Source organism: Lacticaseibacillus huelsenbergensis (assembly GCF_029726355.1).
GTDB lineage: Bacteria > Bacillota > Bacilli > Lactobacillales > Lactobacillaceae > Lacticaseibacillus > Lacticaseibacillus casei.
In genome coordinates this window covers 31,332-54,450 of sequence record NZ_CP120687.1, presented here as the reverse complement: position 1 = coordinate 54,450, position 23,119 = coordinate 31,332, and the positions used below count along the sequence as shown (strand labels likewise).

At 49.2% G+C, this 23,119-nt stretch carries 26 protein-coding genes; 14 read left to right on the top strand and 12 right to left on the bottom strand.

Annotation, left to right across the window (positions count from 1 at the left end):
- Window positions 1-48: 48 nt before the first annotated feature.
- The 5 genes from LHUE1_RS00280 (at window position 49) to LHUE1_RS00260 (ending at window position 4,380) form a co-directional block, all read left to right on the top strand.
- Window positions 49-999, top strand: coding sequence for an ABC transporter permease (locus LHUE1_RS00280; protein WP_049172544.1), 951 nt, complete (start codon window positions 49-51; stop codon window positions 997-999).
- Between the two features lie 68 nt (window positions 1,000-1,067).
- Window positions 1,068-1,970, top strand: a complete 903-nt coding sequence (locus tag LHUE1_RS00275; protein WP_390882702.1) for an ABC transporter permease — start codon at window positions 1,068-1,070, stop codon at window positions 1,968-1,970.
- A gap of 96 nt (window positions 1,971-2,066) precedes the next feature.
- A complete protein-coding gene (locus tag LHUE1_RS00270; protein WP_049172550.1) occupies window positions 2,067-2,375 on the top strand; it encodes a hypothetical protein in 309 nt (102 codons plus the stop codon).
- 25 nt (window positions 2,376-2,400) lie between these two features.
- Window positions 2,401-3,468: an ABC transporter ATP-binding protein gene (locus LHUE1_RS00265; protein ID WP_049172552.1), complete on the top strand. Its 1,068-nt coding sequence runs from the start codon at window positions 2,401-2,403 to the stop codon at window positions 3,466-3,468.
- Window positions 3,469-3,501: 33 nt separating this feature from the next.
- Entirely contained in the window at window positions 3,502-4,380 is an 879-nt protein-coding gene (locus tag LHUE1_RS00260; protein ID WP_049172554.1) for an ATP-binding cassette domain-containing protein, read from the top strand.
- 135 nt (window positions 4,381-4,515) lie between these two features.
- On the opposite strand, the gene LHUE1_RS00255 is transcribed toward LHUE1_RS00260, so the two are convergent.
- From LHUE1_RS00255 to LHUE1_RS00245, 3 genes are read right to left on the bottom strand one after another with little or no spacing between them, the layout of a single operon-like run.
- Window positions 4,516-5,229, bottom strand: coding sequence for a hypothetical protein (locus tag LHUE1_RS00255; protein ID WP_049172556.1), 714 nt, complete (start codon window positions 5,227-5,229; stop codon window positions 4,516-4,518).
- Entirely contained in the window at window positions 5,222-5,938 is a 717-nt protein-coding gene (locus tag LHUE1_RS00250) for an ATP-binding cassette domain-containing protein (RefSeq protein ID WP_049172558.1), read from the bottom strand. Before LHUE1_RS00250 ends, LHUE1_RS00255 begins: the two co-directional genes overlap by 8 nt.
- Complete coding sequence (locus tag LHUE1_RS00245; protein WP_049172561.1) at window positions 5,925-6,305, bottom strand: GntR family transcriptional regulator; 381 nt, start codon at window positions 6,303-6,305, stop codon at window positions 5,925-5,927. Before LHUE1_RS00245 ends, LHUE1_RS00250 begins: the two co-directional genes overlap by 14 nt.
- Window positions 6,306-6,478: 173 nt before the next feature.
- On the opposite strand from LHUE1_RS00245, the gene LHUE1_RS00240 reads away from it, so the two are divergent.
- Together LHUE1_RS00240 and LHUE1_RS00235 are read left to right on the top strand one after the other, a co-directional pair.
- Window positions 6,479-7,336 (top strand): alpha/beta hydrolase, encoded by an 858-nt coding sequence (locus LHUE1_RS00240; protein WP_049172562.1) that lies wholly within the window; start codon window positions 6,479-6,481, stop codon window positions 7,334-7,336.
- Between the two features lie 41 nt (window positions 7,337-7,377).
- On the top strand, window positions 7,378-7,818 hold the full coding sequence (locus LHUE1_RS00235; protein WP_049172564.1) for a GNAT family N-acetyltransferase: 441 nt from the start codon (window positions 7,378-7,380) through the stop codon (window positions 7,816-7,818).
- Window positions 7,819-7,980: 162 nt separating this feature from the next.
- Here the strand turns inward: LHUE1_RS00235 and LHUE1_RS00230 are convergent, their stop codons facing one another.
- Both LHUE1_RS00230 and LHUE1_RS00225 read right to left on the bottom strand, forming a co-directional pair.
- Window positions 7,981-9,009: a helix-turn-helix domain-containing protein gene (locus LHUE1_RS00230; protein ID WP_049172566.1), complete on the bottom strand. Its 1,029-nt coding sequence runs from the start codon at window positions 9,007-9,009 to the stop codon at window positions 7,981-7,983.
- Between the two features lie 127 nt (window positions 9,010-9,136).
- The gene (locus LHUE1_RS00225) at window positions 9,137-9,874 is read right to left on the bottom strand and encodes a sulfite exporter TauE/SafE family protein (protein ID WP_049172568.1); all 738 of its coding nucleotides are present in this window, start codon (window positions 9,872-9,874) and stop codon (window positions 9,137-9,139) included.
- A gap of 231 nt (window positions 9,875-10,105) precedes the next feature.
- Between LHUE1_RS00225 and LHUE1_RS00220 the strand changes: the two genes are divergently transcribed.
- Complete coding sequence (locus tag LHUE1_RS00220; protein ID WP_049172570.1) at window positions 10,106-11,509, top strand: MFS transporter; 1,404 nt, start codon at window positions 10,106-10,108, stop codon at window positions 11,507-11,509.
- 81 nt (window positions 11,510-11,590) lie between these two features.
- Here the strand turns inward: LHUE1_RS00220 and LHUE1_RS00215 are convergent, their stop codons facing one another.
- The 5 genes from LHUE1_RS00215 to LHUE1_RS00195 all read right to left on the bottom strand — a co-directional run bounded on the left by LHUE1_RS00215 (window position 11,591) and on the right by LHUE1_RS00195 (window position 16,802).
- The gene (locus LHUE1_RS00215) at window positions 11,591-12,223 is read right to left on the bottom strand and encodes a TetR/AcrR family transcriptional regulator (protein ID WP_049172572.1); all 633 of its coding nucleotides are present in this window, start codon (window positions 12,221-12,223) and stop codon (window positions 11,591-11,593) included.
- Window positions 12,220-13,836, bottom strand: coding sequence for an ABC transporter permease (locus LHUE1_RS00210; RefSeq protein WP_277848142.1), 1,617 nt, complete (start codon window positions 13,834-13,836; stop codon window positions 12,220-12,222). The genes LHUE1_RS00215 and LHUE1_RS00210 overlap by 4 nt, the downstream gene beginning before the upstream one ends.
- Window positions 13,823-14,740: an ABC transporter ATP-binding protein gene (locus LHUE1_RS00205; protein WP_049172576.1), complete on the bottom strand. Its 918-nt coding sequence runs from the start codon at window positions 14,738-14,740 to the stop codon at window positions 13,823-13,825. Before LHUE1_RS00205 ends, LHUE1_RS00210 begins: the two co-directional genes overlap by 14 nt.
- A 339-nt stretch (window positions 14,741-15,079) precedes the next feature.
- The gene (locus tag LHUE1_RS00200) at window positions 15,080-15,868 is read right to left on the bottom strand and encodes an NADPH-dependent oxidoreductase (protein WP_049172578.1); all 789 of its coding nucleotides are present in this window, start codon (window positions 15,866-15,868) and stop codon (window positions 15,080-15,082) included.
- Window positions 15,869-15,956: 88 nt separating this feature from the next.
- Complete coding sequence (locus LHUE1_RS00195) at window positions 15,957-16,802, bottom strand: DUF1129 domain-containing protein (RefSeq protein ID WP_277848141.1); 846 nt, start codon at window positions 16,800-16,802, stop codon at window positions 15,957-15,959.
- A 362-nt stretch (window positions 16,803-17,164) separates the two neighbouring features.
- On the opposite strand from LHUE1_RS00195, the gene LHUE1_RS00190 reads away from it, so the two are divergent.
- Window positions 17,165-18,397 (top strand): IS110 family RNA-guided transposase, encoded by a 1,233-nt coding sequence (locus LHUE1_RS00190; protein ID WP_039639065.1) that lies wholly within the window; start codon window positions 17,165-17,167, stop codon window positions 18,395-18,397.
- A gap of 123 nt (window positions 18,398-18,520) precedes the next feature.
- On the opposite strand, the gene LHUE1_RS00185 is transcribed toward LHUE1_RS00190, so the two are convergent.
- Both LHUE1_RS00185 and LHUE1_RS00180 read right to left on the bottom strand, forming a co-directional pair.
- Window positions 18,521-18,865, bottom strand: coding sequence for a PadR family transcriptional regulator (locus LHUE1_RS00185; protein WP_277848356.1), 345 nt, complete (start codon window positions 18,863-18,865; stop codon window positions 18,521-18,523).
- A gap of 170 nt (window positions 18,866-19,035) precedes the next feature.
- Window positions 19,036-19,542 carry a GNAT family N-acetyltransferase gene (locus tag LHUE1_RS00180; RefSeq protein WP_049172582.1) on the bottom strand — a complete coding sequence of 169 codons (507 nt, stop codon included), beginning with the start codon at window positions 19,540-19,542 and terminating at the stop codon, window positions 19,036-19,038.
- Between the two features lie 48 nt (window positions 19,543-19,590).
- Here LHUE1_RS00180 and LHUE1_RS00175 point away from each other — a divergent pair, with 48 nt between their 5' ends.
- The 5 genes from LHUE1_RS00175 to LHUE1_RS00155 all read left to right on the top strand — a co-directional run bounded on the left by LHUE1_RS00175 (window position 19,591) and on the right by LHUE1_RS00155 (window position 23,104).
- Window positions 19,591-20,148, top strand: a complete 558-nt coding sequence (locus tag LHUE1_RS00175; protein WP_049172584.1) for an RNA 2'-phosphotransferase — start codon at window positions 19,591-19,593, stop codon at window positions 20,146-20,148.
- A gap of 76 nt (window positions 20,149-20,224) precedes the next feature.
- Window positions 20,225-20,482 carry a hypothetical protein gene (locus LHUE1_RS00170; protein WP_010491358.1) on the top strand — a complete coding sequence of 86 codons (258 nt, stop codon included), beginning with the start codon at window positions 20,225-20,227 and terminating at the stop codon, window positions 20,480-20,482.
- 284 nt (window positions 20,483-20,766) lie between these two features.
- Window positions 20,767-22,116, top strand: coding sequence for a CitMHS family transporter (locus LHUE1_RS00165; RefSeq protein WP_010491356.1), 1,350 nt, complete (start codon window positions 20,767-20,769; stop codon window positions 22,114-22,116).
- 245 nt (window positions 22,117-22,361) lie between these two features.
- Complete coding sequence (locus LHUE1_RS00160; RefSeq protein ID WP_049172587.1) at window positions 22,362-22,691, top strand: hypothetical protein; 330 nt, start codon at window positions 22,362-22,364, stop codon at window positions 22,689-22,691.
- A 5-nt stretch (window positions 22,692-22,696) separates the two neighbouring features.
- Window positions 22,697-23,104 (top strand): acetyl-CoA carboxylase biotin carboxyl carrier protein subunit, encoded by a 408-nt coding sequence (locus LHUE1_RS00155; protein ID WP_025013101.1) that lies wholly within the window; start codon window positions 22,697-22,699, stop codon window positions 23,102-23,104.
- Window positions 23,105-23,119: the final 15 nt, after the last annotated feature.

Genomic DNA, 23,119 nt, shown 5'->3' with positions numbered 1-23,119 from the left:
AGATGGCAAAATGACTCATTTTGATTCAAGAAGAAGGTGGCTGCAACCGTGATCAAGCTGATCGTTCGACGTTTTATCGAACTGTTAATATCGACGTTCCTAATTGCCACGGCAACTTTTTTCCTGATTTCGGCGGTGCCTGGTGATGCGCTGAGTGCCCAAACCGATAAATTACCAGCGGCGACCCGCGCCCAGGTTTACAAGAACACAGGCCTCAATAAACCTGTGATGGAACGGTATGTGATTACCATGAACAACATGTTGCATGGACAGTTTGGCGAGTCAATTGCCGATCCGTCTGTGACCATGTCGAACTTGATCCGCGATCGTCTGCCGGCATCGGCGCGTCTAGGTATCCAGCAAATGCTACTAGGCATTCCGCTGGGGCTACTGCTGGGGATTCTGGCGGCTGTGTATAAAAACACCTGGATTGATCGGGTGGTGACAATTCTGGCACTGTTTTTGATGTCGTTTCCGAGTCTGGTGCTGGGACTGTTACTGCAAAGTTATTTTGGCGGCAAACTCGGCTGGTTCCCGATTATCGGGTGGCCCAGTGGCGATCAACTCTGGTGGGGCGGCTGGATTTACACCATTTTGCCGACGATTGCCGGCGGGGTCGGCTACATTGCCGGTTACGCGCGATTGTTGAAAAATTCAATGGTGGATGTGGCCTCAAGCGAGTATGTCATGACGGCGCGCGCCAAGGGATTATCGGAACCGCAAATCGTGTTGCACCATATTGTGCGAAATGCGTTCATTCCGATTATTACCTCGTTGCCAGTGACGTTGGCTTTTGGCATCACCGGATCAATTTTCATTGAAAGCATTTTTGTGATTCCCGGCATCGGGCAGTATTTTGTGACGGCGCTGACGAATCGTGATGTGCCGATTATTATGGGCGAAACGGTGTTGCTGGCGATTTTGTACATTGTCACGATGTTCATCACCGATCTGCTGTATACCGTGGTTGATCCGCGGATTAAGTTATATGACAACTGAAGGGAGTCAGGCGAATGGCTGTCAGTGATACGGATTTTCATTTTGTTCAAGGAACCGACAACGCCGGTATGCCAACTGTGCTGACGAAACAACCAACCATCTCGGTGGATGAGGCGAATGCACCCAAAAGTATCAGTTTCTGGGCATCAGCGCGGCAGAAATTGTTAAAAGACCACTTAGCAGTCGCGTGGGGTATTATTTTGATTCTCATCGTGTTAGTGGCCTTAATTGGCCCGCAACTTCAGCACTATGACCCCAATTTGATTCGAGTCAATGCGCGAAATGTGGGGCCGAGTGCGGCTCATTGGTTTGGCACTGATCGCTTGGGGCGGGATTTATTTACGCGCACCTGCATCGGCATTCAGGTTTCGCTCTTGGTGGCGATTCTCAGTACCGTTCTGGCAATTGGTTTTGGGACAATTTATGGCATGGTCATGGCGTTTTTTGGTGGCTGGGTCGATGAAATCATGATGCGGATTATTGAAGTGTTTAATTCGCTTCCGGGGCTGTTGATCACCATGCTGATCATGGTCGTTTTAGGCAATGGTATGTGGACGATGTTGTTTGCACTTGCGCTCACCAGTTGGTCAGATGCGGCGCGGCAGGCGCGGGGACTGGTGATGCAATTGCGGCAACTCGATTATGTGACGGCTGCCGTGATGCTGGATACGCCGGTGTGGCGGATTATGACGCGGCATCTGGTACCGAATATGATGAGTATTCTGATTCTGGATATTGGCCAAAGCATCCCCGGCAACATCTTTGGTGAAGCCAGCCTTAGTTTTCTGGGACTGGGGATTCAGGCTCCGAACACGAGCCTTGGCATCCTGATTGCCAGTGGTCAGGATCAGATGCTTCAACATCCCCTGCAACTTTACATTCCGATCATGGTTTTAGTCGCGATCGTCTTTGCGTTTAATATCGTAGGTGACGGCTTGCGCGATGCCCTTGATCCAAAATTTCAAGGTTAACTCAACTGACTGCCAGCAGCGAGAAGCTTGTTTGCAGGCTTCACCCAAAAGCCGCTGCATTGGTAGTCAGCACAACCTTTTTAAGGAAGTGTCAAAATGATCCAAAAACATCCTTGGCAGGTCGGCGCTGCGCTTTTCATTGGCTTGCTGGTCGTCACCACTGGTCTGTCGTTAACGCGCGAAGGCCTGACCCTGGCCATATTGTGGGGGCTACACCAGACGTTTTGGCTGCTGGTGGGTTTGGCGATCCTTGCCGTGGGGATTAAATTGCTGCTGCACACCCGCCGCCCGCATGCTAACTTAACCAGCAAGATGCTCCGGGCGTTGCCTGGCAACTTGCAATTAGGCATTTGGGTCGCCGTGAATCTTATTGGCGGCACCGTGATTGATTTACTTCTGTATTAAAAATGAATTTTGAAAGGGGCGCAGCATGACTGATATTGTTTCAATTAAAAACTTAACCGTGACGTTTCATGAGGCCAACGAAAATGTCTATGCCGTCAATGGGGTGGATTTAACGCTGCATCAAGGCGAGACGCTCGCATTGGTTGGCGAGTCCGGTTCGGGTAAATCAGTGACCACGCATGCGCTACTGGGTTTACTTGGCAAAGATGCAGAGGTCAAGGCTGATGCCATGCAATATGGTGAAACCGATCTGCTGCACGCCAGTAAGAAGGCTTATACGCGATTGCGCGGACAGGAGCTTGGGTTGATTTTTCAGGATTCGCTGAGTGGGCTGAACCCAACCATGCGTATCGGCCGGCAAATTGGCGAAGGGGTTAAGGCGCACCGACACCTGCACGGGGCCGTTTTAAAACAGGCGGTCAACGCGGCGATTCAAGATGTCGGCTTGCCTGATCCGGCCTTGATAGCGCGCAAGTACCCGCATGAACTGTCGGGCGGTCAGCGACAACGTGCCATGATTGCCATGGCGATGATCATGCAGCCCAAGGTTCTGATTGCCGATGAACCAACCACTGCTTTGGACGTGACCCTGCAGGCGCAAGTGCTGGACTTGATCAAGCGACAGAAGGCCAAGCGCGATTTAAGCGTGATCTTCATCACCCACGATTTAGGTGTGGTGGCAAATATTGCCGATCGGGTAGCCATTATGTACGCCGGTAAAATTGTCGAAACTGGCACGGCAAATGAAATTTTTTATAATCCGCAGCACCCGTATACTTGGGGCTTGCTGGATGCGGTGCCAAGTTCGGACGATCAGCGTAAGGAGCTATTTACCTTACCGGGGACACCGCCGGATTTACGGAAGCCAATCAAAGGCGACCCATTTGCACCCCGCAATCCCTATGCGCTGGCAATTGATTTCAAGGAAATGCCACCGCTGTTTCAGGTGTCACCTACCCATTTTGTCCGTTCCTGGCTGCTTGATCCGCGAACGCCGAGTTATCAGCCGCCGGTCACGATTCAAAAACGGTGGGCGCGGTTTGCCGAACTCACCAAGGAGCCGTCGTTGGCGGTCGCGGTGAATCAGGCCTAATTCAAAGCCTTTTACAAATGGAGATGGTTATTTTTGACAGAACCGTTATTTGCCATTCAAGATCTAAGCGTCAACTTCCGGAAAGATCAGCGGCTCATCAAAGCAGTGAATCACATCAATTTTACAATTGCTTCCGGCACCACCGTTGGCTTGGTGGGCGAGTCAGGTTCGGGAAAAACGACCACTGGCCGTGCGATTGCCGGCATCGGACCGATTTCAGGCGGGGATGTACTGTTTTCAGGTGAGTCGATTCAACATTTTTCGCATGCTGAACGCAAGCAATTTCGGCGCCAGGTTCAGATGGTGTTTCAGGATCCATTTGCATCGTTGAATCCGCGCCAAAAAGTGGCCGATATTATCGCGGAAGGCATTGATAATTTTCATTTGGCATCATCAACACAGGAGCGGCTTGATCGGGTTTTGCAGTTGCTGGAGCAAGTCGGTTTGCCGCCGGATGCGATTAATCGGTTTCCGCATGAATTTTCCGGTGGTCAGCGGCAGCGTATCGGCATTGCCCGGGCATTGGCGGTTGAACCAAAATTTCTGGTATTGGATGAACCCATTTCTGCCTTGGATGTGTCAATCCAAGCGCAAATTGTGAACCTGTTGCGGCAGATTCAGCAAGCCCAGCATCTAACGTATCTTTTCATTGCCCATGACCTGTCCATGGTGCACTACATCAGCGACCAGATCGTCGTTATGTATCAAGGGCAAATTGTGGAAACCGGTGCTACCGAAGCCGTTTACCGTCATCCGTTGCATCCGTATACGCAGACGCTACTCGCTTCGGTGCCACAAGCAGATCCGCTGTTTGAGCAGCAAAAGCCACGTGTTCATTTTGATCGCACACCGATTCCGGCTGGTGCGGCCTTAACCGAGGCGGCACCAGACCACTGGGTGTTGGCGCTTTAGGCTTAAGATCTTTTACGGGTTATCACAAAAATGGACTTCCAAGTGACAGCTGATGCCGCTTGAAAGTCCATTTTTATTATGTGAATACTCATAAAAGCTTTTAGCGCAGAACGATGGCATATGCCAATACCCGACCTACTTAGTCTCAACCCATTTGTCCAACAGGTAGACGTTAAGGCTGGAAATGAGGGCGAAGATCACTAGGAAAACGCCGAGAATGGCGGTTATGTTGTAGTTGCTAAAAGGCATTAAGAATAGCTGCCATAGCTGGTTGAACAAGTAAGAGGCCGTGATGATCACGACTAGATAAATGGCCCACTGTGCGAGACGAATCTGGGTTTCGGGTAAGAAGGCCATGATGGTGACGGAGAGCAGGTGGACCAGACTGACAAATGTCCAAATGAATAGGCAGGTTAAGCCAAGAATGATCACGCCTTCCGCGACATCCATCCAGACAGACGTCTCTGGCCAGTGAATGCCATGACTGGCCACTTGCAGGATGGTGAAAATTAGACTCTGGGCCAGACAGTAAATAACAAAGTTGCAGATGGTGCTGAAAAGGTTGGCCAAATAGAGTTTTAGGTTGGTAATCGGCACAGACCGGTAATAATTATCGACCCAGGTATGTTCCTGCCTGATGGCGAGTCGAATAAATAAGTAAAGTCCGCCAATAATTAAGTATGGTTGAAACGCATAGTAGAAAAGTTCGATGGAGAAGCGGGCACTACCGCCAAAATACATTAAAATCGCCGTGATGATGGTTGCAACGATCGTGACGACCAATGTGTTGACCACGGTTTGAATTCGCTGTCGAATCAAGACTTTTGTCATGGTCCAAGTATTAGTCATTTGTGGTGCTCCCTTCATAGAGACTTTCATAGTAAGCCTCGACACTCATGCCGGTTTCTTCGCGGAGTTGTTCCGTATTCCGATGCGCGACAACGTGCTTGTCTTTTAACACAACAATTTCGTCGAGAATGTTCACGACATCGTTGACATGGTGATCCGAGATCATCACCGTGGCCGCAGCAGGCTTCCAAGCGATCATGTTACTGATAAGGCGTTTGCGCGTCATGCTGTCAATGCCTTCAAATGGTTCATCAAGTAAATAGAGTTGGGTTTGGCGGGACAAGGTGAGGGCGGTCGCAAATTTTTTCCGATTACCTTTGGAGAGTGCACTTAATTTTTGGTGACAGTCCAATTCGTACTTATTGGTGAAATTTTCAAACGCCTTTTCCGAAAAGTCGAGATACATGATGGCGTAATCGGTGGCGATTTGGTGCAACGTGCGGTGGGCGTTGACGCCTTTAAGCGATTCGCTAAAGCTGCTGAGTTGCTTGCGGTCGACAATGCTTTCCGAGGCGCCGATTTGGATGGTGCCGGTAAAATTGGTTGCGACGCCGTTTAAAAGTCGCATCAACGTGGTTTTTCCAGCACCGTTTGCGCCCAGTAACCCGATGAAATGACCTTGCTGGACCTCAAGATTGAGATCATCCAGAATGAGTTGACGATTGCGTTTATAGGTTAGGTGTTCTGCGGAAATCTTATTCGTGGTCATGGTGAGCCTCCTGTTCATCAACATATTGGGCAAAAGCGTCTTTCATTTCCGCGGCGCTAAGATTCAGGTCAGCCAGTTGGCGATACAAGGTGCCGAGTTCGGTGGCGATGACGCGATTTTTCAACTCAATCAAGACCTTAATGTCGTCGGTCACAAAATTACCGCGGCCGCGGCGGGTGACGAGCACGCCTTCTTGAATCAGTTCACTTAATGCGCGTTGAACCGTGTTGACATTCACTGTTAGCTCGGCAGCCAGTTGCCGAACAGCCGGCAATTGCGCACCGGACTTGAGCCGATCCGTGATAATGGCTTGGTAAAGGTACTGCTTGATTTGCAAGTAGATCGGAACTTTATCGTCAAATTCCACGGTGTGCCTCCTTATTAGTGTATTAGCTATCTAACACAGTGTATCAATAATCCTCTTGTTTGCCAAGTATCAATAGCCAGTATTTTAACGGCGAGAGTGGCTTCTAAGTTCCAAAATCGCCGCTGCGTGGTACAATGCAAGGCAAGAACCAGCACGAGAAAGTGAGGCGAGGGATGACGAAAAAATGGGGCAAAGTGATGCTCATCATCGGCATCTTTCTGGTTGTGAGTGGCGGCGCGTGGTGGTGGGTGAACCGCGGCGAAGCGCCTTCGACCAAACGCGTTGCCGGGACATATCAAACACCGACATTGTTTGTTCACGGTTTTGGTGGCGGTTATGGCTCGGAAAAAGATATGATCAATGACCTTAGCAAGCATCCCGGTTATCGTCAGGTTTTGCGTTACACCGTGACGAATACCGGCCAGCTTAGTGTGAGCGGTTCGTGGTCGCCGAGCGTTCGTCATCCGCTGATTGCCGTTGTGTTCAGTAGCGGGCGGCCAGATGCGGCCACGCTGACCAAGATTCTTAAGCAGTTGAAAAAACGTTACGGCATTCAAGACTTTAATGCTGTTGGCCATTCTGCCGGTTCCGCGGCTTGGGCCGATTGGGCAGTCACCAAAGACAAAAAAGGCGAACCAACGTTGCAACGGCTCATCACCATTGCCGGTCCGTTCAACGGTTTTCCCGGTATGCCGGGGATGAACAGCGGACAAGACATCAAGTTGGCGAGCGATGGCCGCCCTAGCGTGATGTCTGACCGTTATAAGCCGATGTATGAAAATCGGCGCAATTTTCCCAAGACAGCGGCAGTTTTGAATCTATTTGGCAATCTGGGCAAAGGATCCGATGGCCGCGTCCCCGTCAATTCCGCTCGCTCACTGCGGTATATTGTGGCAGGCCGGGCCAAAAGCTACTCCGAGCGGGAAATTACCAACAGCAAGGCGCAACACAGCAAGTTGCATGAGCACAATCCGTTGGTCAACCGGTATCTGTATGAGTTTTTGAGCACGGGTAAGATTACCGATCCATAAGCGATTCTGGTCGGTATTTGTTGAGAAGGAATTGGTGGTACATGAAGATAATTGAAGTCAAAGACAGGCAACCTGTGTTAATTCAGCAACTTTTAGCAGTATGGAGACAATCCGTCAGGGCGACACATTCATTCTTATCTGATGAAGAATTGAAAAGCATTGAAGAATATGTTCCACAAGCATTGCGTCAGGTTGCGCATCTCATCATCGCAGAGGAAGATGGTGTTCCAGTAGCATTTATGGGTACAGAGAATGAAATGCTCGAAATGTTATTTGTGGCGTCTGCAAAAAGAGGAGAAGGTCTGGGAAAGCGGCTTGTACAATTCGGAATAGAAAACGATGGCATCAAGAGATTGGCGGTCAACGAGCAGAATCCCCAAGCAAAAGGATTTTATGAACATCTTGGGTTTCAAGTTTATAACCGAACCGATTATGACGAACAAGGTAACCCATATCCACTTTTATATATGCAGTTGGATTAGTGTCATCTTTCGACTTTTTAAAGCTGGGCAGATCGATATTGTTTTTGAATGGTCCGGTTCATTAATTCGTAAAACGTAGAAAAGCATCGTCCACACAAGATTGCGGACGATGCTTTTTAGGTGGCACGTGAATCGCATGCTAAAACATTCAAACAAAAGGCGTTAATCGACGTACTGCTTAAGCAATTCGTTATATTCAGGGGTATCTTGTAAAAATGCTAGGTCCGGATCAAGCGCAATGTCCTGAACGAATTGCTTGCGTGCCGCAGCTAGCGATTCTCGCGGTTTTGGTTGGGGCAGATGCTGAAAAACCTTTGGGAAGGGTTGACCCAAATTGTCAGCATATTGCCGGATAACTGCCACTGCGCGTTTGATATCCTTAGTCGCCTTGGCGAGTTGCAATTCGTCACCAAAAACGAACGGACTGTTCACGTGAATCGCTTGGTCCAACGCCTTTGCAAGCGTCACATATTCCTCAGCTGTTGCCAGCTGGTGGTCAGCGATAGCCACCTGACTTAACAAGCTGAGTACTTGCCCCAGAGCACCATAATCGTTAGCCAACAGTTTCTCGCCCTCAACATAGGCTTCAGCCAATTGACCACGCTTTAACTGCAGTTTAGGTTTTAAAGCCCAAGCAGTCACTGTTTCGGTAGGTAACGCAGCAAGTTGCTTTTCCGCCGCGTCGAATTGCTCTTCACTGAGATAAAAATTGAAAAGACCCAGTGCAGCAAGTTGTGCCTGTTGCAAATCGGAGCTTTGCTCAGCCGCCTTGTACAACTTAATAATCCGTTGTTGTACAGGAGGCCAGTCGTCTTTGGGAATCTGGGGCTTCAGCATGTCAAGAAAAGGTGCCGCCATCATCTGTAATTGTGAAACTGATGGATAGTCGCGCAACTCTTGATCAATCAGCGCAACGGCGGCTTGCCAACCATCTTTTTGTGCTGTCATGGTTAGCTTGGCGTTAAAGTCCTGGAGAGCCACTGGATCTAAGTCAGAAGAAAAGTCCAACAATGTGTTGATGTCCGTGCCGAGGTTACGCGCCAACACAGGTAACAAGGTAATGTCAGGATAAGATGTGCCTTTTTCCCATTTGCTGACAGCAGGCGCGGAGACACCTACTTTTTGCGCGAGTTCTTCTTGCGTTAACCCGGCGGCTAGCCGCTTATTACGGATTATTTGGCTCAGTTGCATGATGTTCACCCCTCATTTTTTAATGATCTTTAGGTTCATTATGCAGAGAGGCGTCAGCAAAAACAATGGAGGCGCTTTCAAGTTCGTGGCAAAATTTTTAACTGCTGGTTAAGTTGCCGCAATGTGGTTACCACACCTGATTGACAGCCATTACGATCAGTAAAACACCGAGAACCGGGCGCAAGATGGCGGTGAGTAACCGCGGATCGAAACGGTTGAGGATGCGTGGAGTAATGGCGGCGCCTACCAGCGATCCGAGCATTAGCAAGCCGCCCACCGTCCAGGCAATTGTGCCTTGGGTCGCGTGCAGAAGGCAGCCAATGATAGACAATGCAACCAACGCATAAGAGGAGGTGGCTGCCGCGTGGGGCATATCCAAACCCATTAGCATCAACCCGGCCATAATCGGTCCACCGCCGCTTAAGCCGGCAATGCCCACCATTAAGCCGCTAATGATGCCTAGCACATAGGCGAACCAGGTGGGCTGGCCGGTCTTTTTGGCGTGACGGGCAAAGGACTGGCGCAGCATCTGCACGCCGAGCACGACAAAAATGATGGCGATGGCCCATGAATAAATCAGTTCAGGAATGTAAGGCGCTGCCAAACTGCCGACAATTGTGGCGGGAACAGCGGTGAGTAGAATCTTATTGCCGGCGTGAAATCGCATATTGCCGGTGCGATAGTGACTGTAACAGCCTACCGCCAGTGCCGGAATGGCGGTAAAAAGTGAGGTTGCGGCAGCCGTACTTGGCGACAAATGTGCGACACCGGTCATAATGCCGAGGTAGAAAGCGCCACCGCCGCCGCCCATTGTCATAATAAAAGCCCCGACCAAAAAGCCGAGGAGAATCAAAACGATTGTCATGAAATTTCCTCCAAGTGGGATGCCCGGTGATTGCCGGGTATCCGCACAGCATGTTTCGCTAAGCATGCTTGATAAAATAATTTTTATTAATTGATTCCATATTAGCGCACTTTTGCGCTGACTTTCAGAAAAAGTGCTAGCCAAAATTCTGGTTTTCACGGAATTATTTAAATTTCAATATTGTTACTGAAAATGGCCCGGCTTATCATGGAAGATAAAGGGAGGCCGATCATGGCAAAAACAACCATCGAGCAAAAGGAAAAGAACGCGCGTCATGCCTTGTTTGTCATCACCATTGTGGCGCTTATGTCGTTTTTCGGGGTTTTAACGGAAACATCCATGAATGTCACGTTTCCGACGTTAATGCATGACTTTCATGTTTCTTTGACAACTGTGCAGTGGGTGACGTCAGGGTATCTTTTGGCGGCAGCACTCGTGATGCTTAGCTCTGCATACATGAAACGGCGCTTTACCAATCGCCAGCTTTTTATTACGGCGGCGCTACTTTTCATCATCGGCGATCTGATGTGTGCCTTAGCCCCGGTGTTCTGGGTGTTGTTGCTTGGGCGGCTGGTTCAGGCAGGCTGTGTTGGCTTGTGTGGGCCATTGATGGTCAACATTATTTTGGACACGGTGCCCACTAGCAAACTGGGTACATATATGGGCATCGCGAATCTCATCATTCTCATCGGACCAGCCTTGGGACCGACTTTTGGCGGGGCCATCGCCAACTTTTTTGATTGGCGGATGATTTTTTGGAGCACCTTGCCGTTTGCGACTTTGCTGCTCGTATTGGGGCAAGGGCGTATTAAGCAATATACGCCGACTTCTGCGTTTGCATTTGACTGGCTGCGGTTTGCGACACTGGGTGTTGCTTTGATTAGTTTGACGCTCGCTTTAAACGGTATCAGCGAGCATACCTGGCTTATCGCAGGTGTGGCCGGTGCTGTCGTGCTTGTGGCGATGGGCGCTTTTTTATGGTTGTCCAAGCATCATGCCAAAGCATTGTTTAAGCTGGATGTTTTCCATGATGGCGGCTTTTTGTACAGCTTTTTGCCGTATATTTTGATGCAGTTTTCCAATGTGGGGATTAATTTTTTGCTGCCGAATTATGTACAGACTGTAGATGGTGCCAGTGCGTTTGTCGGCGGGTTGATTTTGCTACCAGGCAGTGTCTTTAATGGCCTTGGTCAGCCGGTTTATGGCTGGATGCTGGATCATTTTGGTGGGCGGTTGCCGCTTTTGCTGGGTAACAGCCTGTTTACGGTCGGGATGCTGGGCTTTACGATTTGGGGTCGCCATATCGGTGTATTAGGCGTGACGATCCTGTATTTGATCTTCGCCATTGGTCGGTCGATGGCATTTGGCAACAGCACGGCTTACGGCTTGAAGGTCATGGCCCACCAGTATCAAAGCGACGCCAACGCTTTATACAGCACCGGCCAACAAGTCACCGGATCGATCGGCACCACCGTCTTGGCCGGGATGATGACCGCGGTCACGGTGCCCGGTCTGACCCATGCCCAGAACGTCGGCATTGGCAGTCAATTAGCTTTTGCACTACTACTCTTGATCGGCTTGGTCAACTTCGGCTTTTACGTGCGTTTGTTTAAACTGACGAAAGCAAAAGCTTGATGACAGGTTAAAAAGACTCAGACAACTGACCCCAAAATCTATTGCGAGGCGTTGTCTGAGTTTTTTTCATTAAACAAGCAGTTAGTCTGGCAAAAAGCCATGCTCGACGATCTTCAACTGGCGATTCATCTGATCCACCACCGCCTGCAGGTCTTCAAAGTTGCGGTACTTGCCAGTGGCGATTAGCTGTGTTGTGACCGCAGTTTGTTGGGCAATGAGTGCAGAAACCACACTGAAAATGTCATCAACGGAAATCCCTTGTCGGCGAGGTAATTGTTCGATTTTTTCGCGAAATATTCGATTGGCTTCCACGGAAATGGCTTGGGTTTCCTGTTGGATTTGTTGCTGCAAGGGTTGGGGAAAATGCGGTAAATCTGCGTAGGCCTGCATCATGAGGCGGTACTCAGCTGGGAAGGCCAATTGGAGTTTCATCTCATATTTCACTGCTGCTGACATCATGGCGGCTAAACCCGGAGCGTCTTGCCAGTGGTGCGGATCCATATGGGCATAGATCCGCTGATAAGCGGTTTTAAAGGTGTCGAGGTATAAGGCTTGTTTATTGCCAAAATAATGAAAAATCAAGCCCTTTGAGACGCCGGCAGTTGCAGCAATTTGGTCGGTTTTGGTTTTTGCAAAGCCTAATTGTCCGAAGGCGTCAGTTGCTGCTTGTAAAATTCGGGTTACTTTTTGCGGGTCGGTGACGACTTTTTTCATACGCTCAGATCCTGTCGACGATATCCGACAACGCCGATGATGAAGAGGATCACGGCACTGACAAGCATGATGGCAAGCCACGATTGGCCCAAAGCCTTGATCGGAACATCAGCAATCCAGCCAAAAGGAGTAAAATCGCCAGCGTGCTTAGGCAGTGAAAACAACCCATGAAAGACCTGTACGATCAGCCCGGCGCCCATATAAAGCCAGAAGAGACTGCTTAGTTTTGGCCACAAACCGGCTAGCGCAATGCCTAACGTGATAAATGCCAGGACTGCAGGCAGACCACCGATGAAGAGTCGCCCGAGATACTTTACCGGTAGCGGTTGGTCTAGGACCGCATTGCCCGTCAAAAATAAGGCGAGCAACCCGACAGAAAACACCGAAATGCCCACGAGTAAGGCCCAGCAGTTGTAACTGGTACTGATCGTGGTTCGCGTTGGCTTTTCCGCGTGAATGATGCCAAGATAGCCCAGCCGGTCGTCGTGCTTAAGGCGAAAGGCAATCTGACCCCCCGCGGTGACGGCCAAAGCGACAAAAATGGCCATATACATCGCCAGAAACGAAAGTACCATGGTTTGATTGGCGGCGTGAATTTGCTTGACGTCTAAGAGCTGGCGATAAATCGGGTTGGTTTTAAGAATATCGCCAACGCCGCCCAGAACACTGCCCATGACGCCGCCGAAAATAACCGCACCAATCAGCCACCCGGACAGCAGACCGCGTTCGGTACGCCAGATCAAAGCCGGCATCGATCGTAACCACGGCGCTGCGGTGGCGCGACCTTTTCCTTCCGCCAGTACACCGGCGCCGAGATCACGATTTTGGGCAATAGCAATGGCGGCACCACAAAGCAGGATGCTGCAAGCAAGGCCGAGATACAGCGGCATGAGTTGATTTTTCGTATAAAAGTCGACCTTTTCAAACCAGCCGATTGGGGAAAGCCAGGTGAGTTGTTGGTGGTTAAGATCGGTGACGAGCCGAATGAGATAGGCGGCGGCTAAGACCATATAACTTAACATGCTGGCGGTGCGGGTATTGTTGGCTAACTGCGCGAACAGCAAAGCCATGCTGCCGAAAACCAAATTGGCGATCAGCATGGCAATGGCGAACAACAAATCGCCGGTCATGTCAGTCCCGTCCATGTTGACAGCGAGCAGCGAGGCGAAGTAGGCGGCCGCCAGCACAAAGCTGACCAGTAGCAGCTCCCAAATGGCAGCGACGACATCCGCCGGGCGCCCGACATCGCGCGCCCGGACCATTTCCAACAAGCCGCTTTCTTCCTGTCCACGGGTGTCGCGAATCATCAGCGGCATGACCCACAAGGCTTGCAAAATGATCATGGAAACGACCATTACACTGGCAAAAATGATGGCAGCGTTGTAAGTGATAACCTTAGGCGTTGCGCCAAACATCGCGGCCATCCCCGGTGCCTGCAGCATTTTGACAATGTCTTTTGAACCGGAGGCCCCGTTGACGAAGGCTGCTTCTAATTTCACGGCACCGCTGAGAATCATCATGATGAGAATGACTAGCCAGACAACCGAAAATTTGAGATTTTGTTTGAGGTTGGCTTTTAAAAGATAGCCAGCATGCCGATTATTCCGCCGCATGGGGCTCACCTGGCTTTCCGTAATAGCGCATAAACAGATCCTCTAACGTTGGCGGTGAGACCCGCAAGTCTAGGATCGAGGTGGTCGCTAAGGTCTGCATAATGCGACTCAACTCATCGCGATCGGCGGTGAAGACCGCTTTGGTGTGGTCGGCCGCTGCAAATGTCAGGTCGTGAACACCAGCAACCCGAGCTAAATCATCATTGGCTGTTGTTGTCGTGACTTCGACTTTTAGCCGCGCCAAGTGCTGCATCTGGTCTAAATTGCCGCTTTCAATCACACTGCCGTCACGGATAATCACGATCGAATCGCACATCCGCTCCACTTCTGACAAAATATGACTCGATAGCAAAACACTTTTACCTGCCTGCTTAAGTTTAAGGACTTCCTGTTGAAAAGTCTGCTCATTAAGTGGGTCAAGGCCGGAAGTCGGTTCGTCAAAAATATACAGGTCCGCATCTTGCGACAAAGCGGCAATCAGCACGACTTTTTGGCGATTACCTTTGGAGTAGGTGCGGGCTTTTTTGGTTGGATCAAATTTGAATCGCTGCATTAAGTCATCGGTTTTCTGGTTATGGTCGCGGCCGTTTAACCTAAGCAGCAAATCGATAATTTCGCCGCCGGATAGATTCGGCCATAAATAAACATCGCCGGGAATGTAAGCGATCCGGGGATGAATGACGGCATCATCACGCCAGGCATCGTGACCAAATACGGTGACGCTGCCGGCGGTTTTCTTTAACATGCCTAAAATGATGCGAATTGTCGTCGATTTGCCTGCACCATTAGGCCCTAAGAAGCCGAGTACCTGTCCTGAGCTCAACGTGAAGCTGACATTCTTCAACGCCTCAAACTTGCCGAACTTTTTTTGAACGTGATCTAATTCGATGACATTGGTTGCCATGGTAGCCTCCTATGAATGCGATCTTTTTAAAAGATGCTGGCATTCTGCGTGAAAGGTGGAATTGCGGCTCATATTTCCGTCGTATTTTCCTTTTCGCCTGAAGTATAGTTGTGATTGACTGACGGGTCAATAGGAAATTGACTGATTGGTCAATGAACTTCGATAGGCGCAGTCTAAAGCGTCATGCTGAACCAACTATGAAGGGTGGAAGCCATCAAATTATGGAACCGACGTCTTTTAAAGTCGCGGCAAAAAAGTCGACCGCCTGATCATTTCATCAAGCAGCCGACGTGTCGGTAATTTGTGCGCATTTTAAAACTTTTATGCAAAAAGCAATTTTCAACTTTCCGGGAAGAAGCCCTGACGCCGCATCACCTTGAATAGGTCATCACGTTTGGCTGGCGTGTGCGTGGCTGCGCTGACCGCCAGATCAGTGTAAGTTTCTTCACGTGGATTGCCGTGACGGGTCGCATAATAATCGTGGACCGTTCGATTATAAGCAGCCATTGCATCGGCAGCCGGTGCCGGTTCGCCGTAGTGATTCGTGAACGCAACCAGTGATTCGGGCATACGTGGCTTTTCATCAGGATGCTCATCCGGGAACCCGATTGCGAGCCCTAATAACGGGAACGTATACTTAGGCAAATGCAGCAAATCGATCAAGGCTTGCGCGTCGTTTTGAATACTGCCTAATGTGACCGTGCCCAAGCCGAGACTTTCAGCTGCCACAACCATGTTCTGCAGCGCCAAGGTGGCATCGGCACTTGCCTGCAAGAACTTATCCATCCGGCCGAGGCGGTCAAGGGGTTGCTGTGCCGCCTTGGTTAAGTCGGCGACGCGGTGCAAGTCGGCAATGAAAATAAACAGTTCACCCGGGCCGTTCAGGTAAGTTTGCGTACTCATCGCCGCAATTTTGGCCCGGATTTTCGGATCAAGAATATGGATGACCGAAAAAAGCTGTAAATACATGGAACTTGCGGTGTGCTGGGCAACATCCAGCAGCGTCTGAATCGTCTGATGGCTGAGGTGCTCAGGTTTAAATTGCCGGATAGAGCGGTGATGGAGCTGACGACGAATGGTTTCGTTTTGGGTCAAGAAGGTCACTCCTTCAATCAATGCGTATGCCATCTATTGTAGCTGAATATTGTGGTGGAGATGTACTTTTAGTTGGAAAAGATAACTTACCGTTAAGGACTTTGTGGTGACGACAGGCTTTTTAATGACGATGCCGTCGTTCTCCCAGCCACCAGATTAACACGCCGATGCCGACTCCCAAGAGGATTATGAAGACATAAAACAACCATTGCCACTTTCCAAAGTCGATCTTGGTTCTGAAAAAGGAACGTGTGGCTCGCAAATAGACAAGCAAACCGAGAATGAGTATAAACAAGCTGAAGTAGTAAATCGGGCGCTCAAGTTCAGTGAGGTGATGGATAAACGGCAAAACTGCCGCAATGATCAACCCTGAAATAATGACGGTGAACGAAGTATGAGCAGAAAGGCGGATTTGCCAGCTGGTTTTGAGAAATAGCAAGACACTGACCATGATGCCAAACAGTATCGCACCGAGAATAATAATTGCGGTTAGTTGAAGACGGGATGGCTTGGCAAAAGCGTGGCTGCCGACGTACCAAAGCGCACCCCACGCACTGACAATCGCGATGCCGGAAGCCAGCAACAAACTTCCGGCATCGAAGGTTACGTTTGGATAGGTCAGACGCGGCAGCCACAAAATAAACATCATCATTGCTGCCAATTTTAAGTTAAACCAGATAAAATTGCCGATACGCAGGGGGATTGTCTTTAGTAATTCAGTTGCCGTCTGTTTGGGGTCATGACCAAAATAAGTCATTGCATCCGTTCCATCATTTTGCGCGTCAATGAGGTCTTGGAGAATACCTAGCAAACTTTCTTCAAGTTGATAGTCGTCCCGGAACAAGTTTTTGCCCCGCATGTAAACCAGCAAATCTTCGTAGTAGTCGCGGTTGGCTTTTGTCAGTTGTTTACGTAATTGATTGTTCTCAGCTGCTATTTTATTGACAGCTTCCGTGCGCTTGTTCATGGCTAATCCCTCCTCGTATATTTAAATTACAACCAAGTTCTTGGATAGCTCCGTACTTGGATGTTGCGTGATATTCTCTAGTTGTTCATTGGATTTGGGTCCAACTGGTATAGGCTTTTCCCTCCTGTTGCTAGCTATTGCTAGACTTCACCCCGAGACTGCCGCCCAGATGAATCGAACAAGCACAAACCACAAGCTGCGGGGGCTGGAGATCAGTTCGGTGACTCGCGTTTCACCGAGCAGCTACTGATCCTCAGACAGACTGCTCATACTGCGAGGAAGTACTGTAGGTTCATAATTAGGGAATATCGCGCAGCGCCCAAGCCTATCCATAAATCAGAACAGAAAGGAGGTCCAATTCGATGAACTTGAATGTTGGTATTGATGTTTCAAAAGCAAAGCTTGATTACTGTGGCTTGGATTCTGCCAAGAAGGTTATTTTCCAGGACAAGACCACGAATACCCCTGACGGGGCCGGCCAAATTGAGAAATTAATCCTGGAATGGGCTAAACGCCAAGATGATTCACTAAAGATCGTGATTGGCATGGAAGCCACCTCGGTGTACAACATCCACCCCACACTTTACTTTGAACAAAGCTCAGCGCTCAGTGCGTTGGATGCCACTGTCGTCACGTTGAACCCCAAGATGACTCATCGTTACAGCCAATTGTTCGATGACGACAAGACTGATACCATTGATGCCTTCCACATCGCAGACTTTCTGCGCATTGGCCGGTATCAAGTGCCAGTGACCCGCGACGAGAAACACATTGCCTTACAGCGGCTCACCCGCGAACGGTATCACGTCGTCAAACAAATTACAGATGGCAAAAACCACTTCCTCAACAATCTGTACTTCCGATTGAACACACTGGAAGCTGAGCTACCGACTTCTGTGTTCGGAAACACGATGATGACGGTGCTTAGCGGTGAAAAGTACACACTGGACGAAATCGCTCAGATGCCCTTACAGACGCTTACTCAAGATCTTAACCAATTGTCCCACGGTCGCTTTGGTGACCCAGAGGCGATCGCTAAGGCCTTACAAAAAGCCATCCGTAGCTCTTATCGCTTGAGCAAGACGGTTGCCGATTCTGTTGACCAGGTCATGGCGATTTACATCAACCAGATCCGGATGTTACAAAAGCAACTAAAAGCCCTAGACAAGAGCATCACCGACCTGTGTGCCGTCATTGATGGCTCACAGTCAACGCAAAGTATTCCAGGCGTTGGCCCAGTCTACTCGGCTGGACTACTGGCTGAAATTGGTCAGATTGAACGGTTTCCGAGTGAAGCTAGTTTGGCAAGCTATGCCGGACTGGTTTGGCGCAGAAGTCAATCCGGAAACGGTGAGCGGCAACTAACGCCGCGCACGCATAACGGCGATCAGTACTTACGCTATTACCTAATTGAAGCTGCCAACTCGGTAAGAGCGCATGATCCCACATTTGCCAGATTTTACGACAAGAAATACCGGGAGGTGCCAAAATATCAACACCGACGTGCTTGTGTCATGACTGCAAGAAAGCTGGTACGCGTGATCTATGCATTACTTAAAAACCACGAGTTGTATAAACCAGCCAAAGCGGTCTAGCGCGCCAAGCGTCAAGTTAGGGCTTTAGATTCACCTAGAGAAATTACTAAATCCCTGGGCTGGGGGAAGTATACCCTCTGAAAAATGAAACAAGTCTAGATAATTTGAATCACTCCCTTGACTTCAGACCACAAGTCTGGGTTGGTTCGCAATGATTTGATCAACGTGACTTTTGAGATCATGCCACTGCAAGATGAATGTTTGCCTGGCTTTTTCGCCATCTGCCGTGATCGCATAATACTTGCGACTTGGTCCGTCCGGGGATGGGCGCATATGACTGGTCAAGAGGCCCTTCTTTTCCATTGTCATTAGCAGGGGATAGATCGTCCCTTTAGGAACATTTTCGAAGCCGAAAAGATTAAGCGATTCGCTGATGGCATAGCCGTATTGTTCTTTGCGGGCGAGCAAGATGAGCAGGCACCCTTGTAAAATGCCTTTTAGCATCTGGCTGTTGTCGTCTCTCGCCATCAGTATCATCCTTTCGCCTAATATGTTTTGCACACTAGTAGTTTAAACCGAAACGACTAGTGTGTAAAGCAAAATAGCCGACGAAGATCGCCGGCCAAGGTTCCCATATTTTAATTTGAAAGAAAATAAATATTCTTAATTTTAATGGAACATAAGACATCACTCTTATCTTATGAGTCACTTACTGGTGTTACAACTTTTGTCATGTTAAACCAAACTTCGCCTGCGTGAGTGGAGGCTGCCTGTCCATCATTGTGGAAGCCGGCGTGCTCGTAGAAGGGGATAAGGCGCTGAAGGCAGGTTAAGGTAATGGCGATGCGGTTTTGCTTGCGCGCGACATCGCTCATTTTGGCTAAGAGTTGGCGGCCAATGCCGTGATGTTGCAGAGCAGGCGCAACCGCAAGACTCAGAATCGCAATATACGGTGCAGCTGGCGAATTTGGCTGGCTGGTGACAAATAAATCATCGGTAATGGTTGACTGTGAAATGGCTGGTCCAACAATATAGCCCGCAATTTTTTGATCAGTCCGCGCTACAATAAACGTGTCAGGATAATGAATGATGCGAGCCGCCATGCTGGAACGACTGGCAGCCTCCTGGGGTGTGAAGCCCGCCTGTTCGATTCGCATAATGGCGTCAAGATCGGTTAAGTTCGCTGTAGAAAAATGCAATTTCAATGTCATGCCTTCTTTGCTTTGTCAATTTGAAAAACGAGGTGGTCATTAATGGGTAAGCGACTCGTCAGAATCAGTAAAACATTAAGCCTGATCTTGCGGCACCATCCGGAAAAAATCGGTATCATATTGGATCGCTATGGCCGCACGAATCTGGAAACGTTGATTCGGCGATTCAATGCGCATTATCAGATGCACCTTGATCGCCAGGTGCTTGATGACATTATGACACAAAGCGATAAGCAGCGGTTTGCGATTGAGGGAAGCACCATCAGAGCGGTGTACGGCCATAGCGTCCCGGTCTTGCCGTTAATGCCGGCGCGGCGTCCGCCAATCTGGTTATATCATGGCACATCCCATCAAGCAGCCGCATTGATTGACATTGAAGGACTCAAGCCAATGGACCGCGATTTTGTCCATCTTTCCGAGAATCCGAAAATGGCTTGGCAAGTTGGCGTGCGGCATGACCCTCATCCGGTTATTTATCGCGTGGCCGCGCAATCGGCAGCAGCTGCCGGTGAAATTTTTTATCCGACAGGAAGTCAGGTTTGGTTGGTGCATGCAGTTCCCCCGGCATTTTTAACCCGAACAACATCCCCAACATCGTGACGAACGCCCGCTTTTGGTCGGAAACGTTCGTTTTTTTATGTTAGTATTAGGCATACTTAAAAAAGGAGGTTCTATCATGAAGGCTGATGCACCTGATGATTTACGGTTAAATCCGAAACAGTTCGCCAATCTTGTTGTGGGGTCACACCAAGTACCGGACGACAAAGATCCGGAAGCCATTGTCAAACGAAAACTAACGCTTTATCTCACTGCTTATTACTTAGCAGAGCGGTTTAATGAGTTGCAGCAAGAAACATTGGACCACGCTCCGTCACGGGAAAACTTTCACCAACTGTTGAAAAAGTTGGAAGACGAACGCTTTCAGGATTGGTAGACTAACACAGAAAAACGTCTCTGTGTTAGTCTATTGTGAAATAAGTATCAATTGAAAAGTGTTCTTTTTCAATCGTTACAATCGTATCATTTAAAAATGCCTCCGTTGACTTAAAACCGAATTTTAAGCCAATGAAGGCGTTTTCTGTTTCTTGAAAATTTTAGTTTTCCCTTAACCGTACAATTGTTCTTTTGGTGTTCTAAAGACGCAAAATCGGCCTTTTCGTGACAGAAATCACGTATCATGTGGATAGCGACAAAAACTTATGAAAAGAGGTTGGGACTATGTTACTCACCGTCATTGCTTACGCCATGATTATTGTTTTCATGTACGTCATCATGACCAAGAAGCTTTCACCATTCACTTCTTTAGTGATGATCCCGCTGCTGTTTGCAATTATTGCGATGGTGGCAGGCGTGGCGAAGAAAGGGACGATCGGCGATTTTGTGTTGAAGGGTCTGACAACGACCGCTAACACAGGGATCATGCTCTTATTCGCTATTCTGTATTTTTCCATTATGCTCGACGCCGGTCTGTTCGATCCGATTACAGCCCGGATGATCAAGATCGCGAAAGGCGACCCGATGAAAGTGCTGATGGCAACCGCGATTGTTGCGATGGCAGTTTCACTTAACGGGGATGGCACCACGACGACTTTGATCTGCTGCTCGGCATTTATTCCAATCTATAAGAAGCTCAACATGAATATGATGAATCTCGGTGTTTTAATTATTTTGCAAAATACCATCATGAACCTGTTGCCTTGGGGCGGGCCAACTGCCCGGGCCATGGCCGTTTTGAAGGTTGATGCCGACATTTTGACGTATTTATTGCCAGGTATGATTCTGGCCTTGGCTTATGTTGTTTTCTACGTTGCACCGCACATGGGTCGCGCAGAACGGAAACGCTTGGGTGTTCGGGAATTAACCGATGAAGAAATCGATGAGATGACGTCAGTGGTTGATCCTGAAGTTTCCGAAATTCGCCGTCCGAATATGTTTGCCTTTAACGGCATTTTGACCATTGTGCTGATTGCTTGGCTGGTGGCAAGTTCCTTTATCAAGGCGATTGCGATGCCGCCGCTGTTGCTCTTCTTGGTTGGTACCTGTATTGCATTGATGGCTAACTATCCTAAGTTAGGCGACCAAAGCAAGCGAATCGGTGCTAACGGCGGCGATGCCGTGCAAGTTGTTATTCTGGTTTTTGCTGCCGGGGTCTTCATGGGCTTATTCCAGGGAACCGGGATGGCCGAAGCACTTGCCAAGAGTTTCACCGCGATTATCCCAAGTTCCATGGCTGGCTTCTGGGGATTGGTTATTGCGTTGATTTCCGCACCAGGGACCTTCTTCTTGAGTAACGACGGCTTCTACTTCGGTGTTATGCCGGTGCTGGCAACTGCGGGACGCGCATACGGCTTTACCAATATGCAGATGGCTTTAGCTTCATTAATGGGGCAAGCATTCCACTTGCTTTCACCGTTAGTTGCTTTCATTTATCTATTGCTCCGGCTCACCGGTTTGGACATGGGTAAGTGGCAACGCGAAGCTGGAAAATATGCATTAGGCGTTTTCGCCATCTTCGTGGTAACTGTTATGCTCTTCGGTCATGTGCCATTCTATCTACCACAAAAATAAGCACCAATTTAAAAAGACACCGAAAAGCCAATCGCGATTGGCTTTTCCCCGTATTATAAGGTTGATGAGAACCAGAAAATGCATGACGATAACGCTTGATTCGGCATTTAACAACGCCGGCTCATGCTTACATTAACGCGTTTGCTGGTGCAGAAGCTTACCTGTAAGGGACCCCGTCGTAACACGTCAAAGGCCACTTACTCCCGGCTTTTACCCGCACCGGCTCACGCTTAGGGGGTGTGAAAATGTTTAAATGGTTGCATCGGCGAAAACAACCGCAAACGCCAGTTGAATCGGCGCCGGTTAAATCGGTGAATGCTGATGAAGCAGCTCAGGTGCATGAATGGGAAGAAGTACCCAATTATCTGGAAGTTGATCCAACTAACGAATTAACTGCCAGTTTGATCGCTGCTGCCGTTACTGCGGACGCTGCGCCTGATGCCAAACTCGTGCTTAAACATTTGTATGTTGAAAATCCCGAGGCCAAACGGGTTGGCTTGATTGCCAGCGCGATTGCGGCGGGTGATGGTCATGGGCATTATGTGGTCAAATCAATTAAGAAAAAGGTGGACTGAAAAAGATGTTGAGAAAATTCAAGATCACGATCGATGGTAAAACCTATCTGGTCGAAATGGAAGAAATCGGCGGTACGCCAGCAGCACCGGCCGCACCAGCAGCACCTGCTGCCCCGGCTGCGTCAAGTGCCCCGACACCAGCAGCACCAACGCCTGAACCAGCGCCGGCGCCTGCTGCTCCGGCTGCCCCGAGTGGTGAAGGTGAAGTTGTAACGGCACCAATGCCTGGCACCGTTACCAAGATTCTGGTTAAAACCGGTGATGCTGTCACCGAAAACCAACCACTGATGATTCTCGAAGCCATGAAAATGGAAAACGAAATTGTGGCACCCAAAGCCGGTACTGTTGGCGAGATCATCGCAACGCTGAATCAAAATGTAAACTCGGGTGATGGACTGATCAGCATTATTTAACAAATAAAAAGGAGG

Excerpts from the sequence above, each read along its gene's own strand:
- LHUE1_RS00275 (WP_390882702.1), top strand. The coding sequence starts at position 1,068 with ATGCCAACTGTGCTGACGAAACAACCAACCATCTCGGTGGATGAGGCG.
- LHUE1_RS00270 (WP_049172550.1), top strand. The coding sequence starts at position 2,067 with ATGATCCAAAAACATCCTTGGCAGGTCGGCGCTGCGCTTTTCATTGGC.
- LHUE1_RS00265 (WP_049172552.1), top strand. The coding sequence starts at position 2,401 with ATGACTGATATTGTTTCAATTAAAAACTTAACCGTGACGTTTCATGAG.
- LHUE1_RS00255 (WP_049172556.1), bottom strand. The coding sequence starts at position 5,229 with ATGACTAATACTTGGACCATGACAAAAGTCTTGATTCGACAGCGAATT.
- LHUE1_RS00250 (WP_049172558.1), bottom strand. The coding sequence starts at position 5,938 with ATGACCACGAATAAGATTTCCGCAGAACACCTAACCTATAAACGCAAT.
- LHUE1_RS00240 (WP_049172562.1), top strand. The coding sequence starts at position 6,479 with ATGACGAAAAAATGGGGCAAAGTGATGCTCATCATCGGCATCTTTCTG.
- LHUE1_RS00235 (WP_049172564.1), top strand. The coding sequence starts at position 7,378 with ATGAAGATAATTGAAGTCAAAGACAGGCAACCTGTGTTAATTCAGCAA.
- LHUE1_RS00230 (WP_049172566.1), bottom strand. The coding sequence starts at position 9,009 with ATGCAACTGAGCCAAATAATCCGTAATAAGCGGCTAGCCGCCGGGTTA.
- LHUE1_RS00225 (WP_049172568.1), bottom strand. The coding sequence starts at position 9,874 with ATGACAATCGTTTTGATTCTCCTCGGCTTTTTGGTCGGGGCTTTTATT.
- LHUE1_RS00220 (WP_049172570.1), top strand. The coding sequence starts at position 10,106 with ATGGCAAAAACAACCATCGAGCAAAAGGAAAAGAACGCGCGTCATGCC.
- LHUE1_RS00215 (WP_049172572.1), bottom strand. The coding sequence starts at position 12,223 with ATGAAAAAAGTCGTCACCGACCCGCAAAAAGTAACCCGAATTTTACAA.
- LHUE1_RS00210 (WP_277848142.1), bottom strand. The coding sequence starts at position 13,836 with ATGCGGCGGAATAATCGGCATGCTGGCTATCTTTTAAAAGCCAACCTC.
- LHUE1_RS00205 (WP_049172576.1), bottom strand. The coding sequence starts at position 14,740 with ATGGCAACCAATGTCATCGAATTAGATCACGTTCAAAAAAAGTTCGGC.
- LHUE1_RS00200 (WP_049172578.1), bottom strand. The coding sequence starts at position 15,868 with ATGGCATACGCATTGATTGAAGGAGTGACCTTCTTGACCCAAAACGAA.
- LHUE1_RS00195 (WP_277848141.1), bottom strand. The coding sequence starts at position 16,802 with ATGAACAAGCGCACGGAAGCTGTCAATAAAATAGCAGCTGAGAACAAT.
- LHUE1_RS00190 (WP_039639065.1), top strand. The coding sequence starts at position 17,165 with ATGAACTTGAATGTTGGTATTGATGTTTCAAAAGCAAAGCTTGATTAC.
- LHUE1_RS00185 (WP_277848356.1), bottom strand. The coding sequence starts at position 18,865 with ATGGCGAGAGACGACAACAGCCAGATGCTAAAAGGCATTTTACAAGGG.
- LHUE1_RS00175 (WP_049172584.1), top strand. The coding sequence starts at position 19,591 with ATGGGTAAGCGACTCGTCAGAATCAGTAAAACATTAAGCCTGATCTTG.
- LHUE1_RS00170 (WP_010491358.1), top strand. The coding sequence starts at position 20,225 with ATGAAGGCTGATGCACCTGATGATTTACGGTTAAATCCGAAACAGTTC.
- LHUE1_RS00165 (WP_010491356.1), top strand. The coding sequence starts at position 20,767 with ATGTTACTCACCGTCATTGCTTACGCCATGATTATTGTTTTCATGTAC.
- LHUE1_RS00160 (WP_049172587.1), top strand. The coding sequence starts at position 22,362 with ATGTTTAAATGGTTGCATCGGCGAAAACAACCGCAAACGCCAGTTGAA.
- LHUE1_RS00155 (WP_025013101.1), top strand. The coding sequence starts at position 22,697 with ATGTTGAGAAAATTCAAGATCACGATCGATGGTAAAACCTATCTGGTC.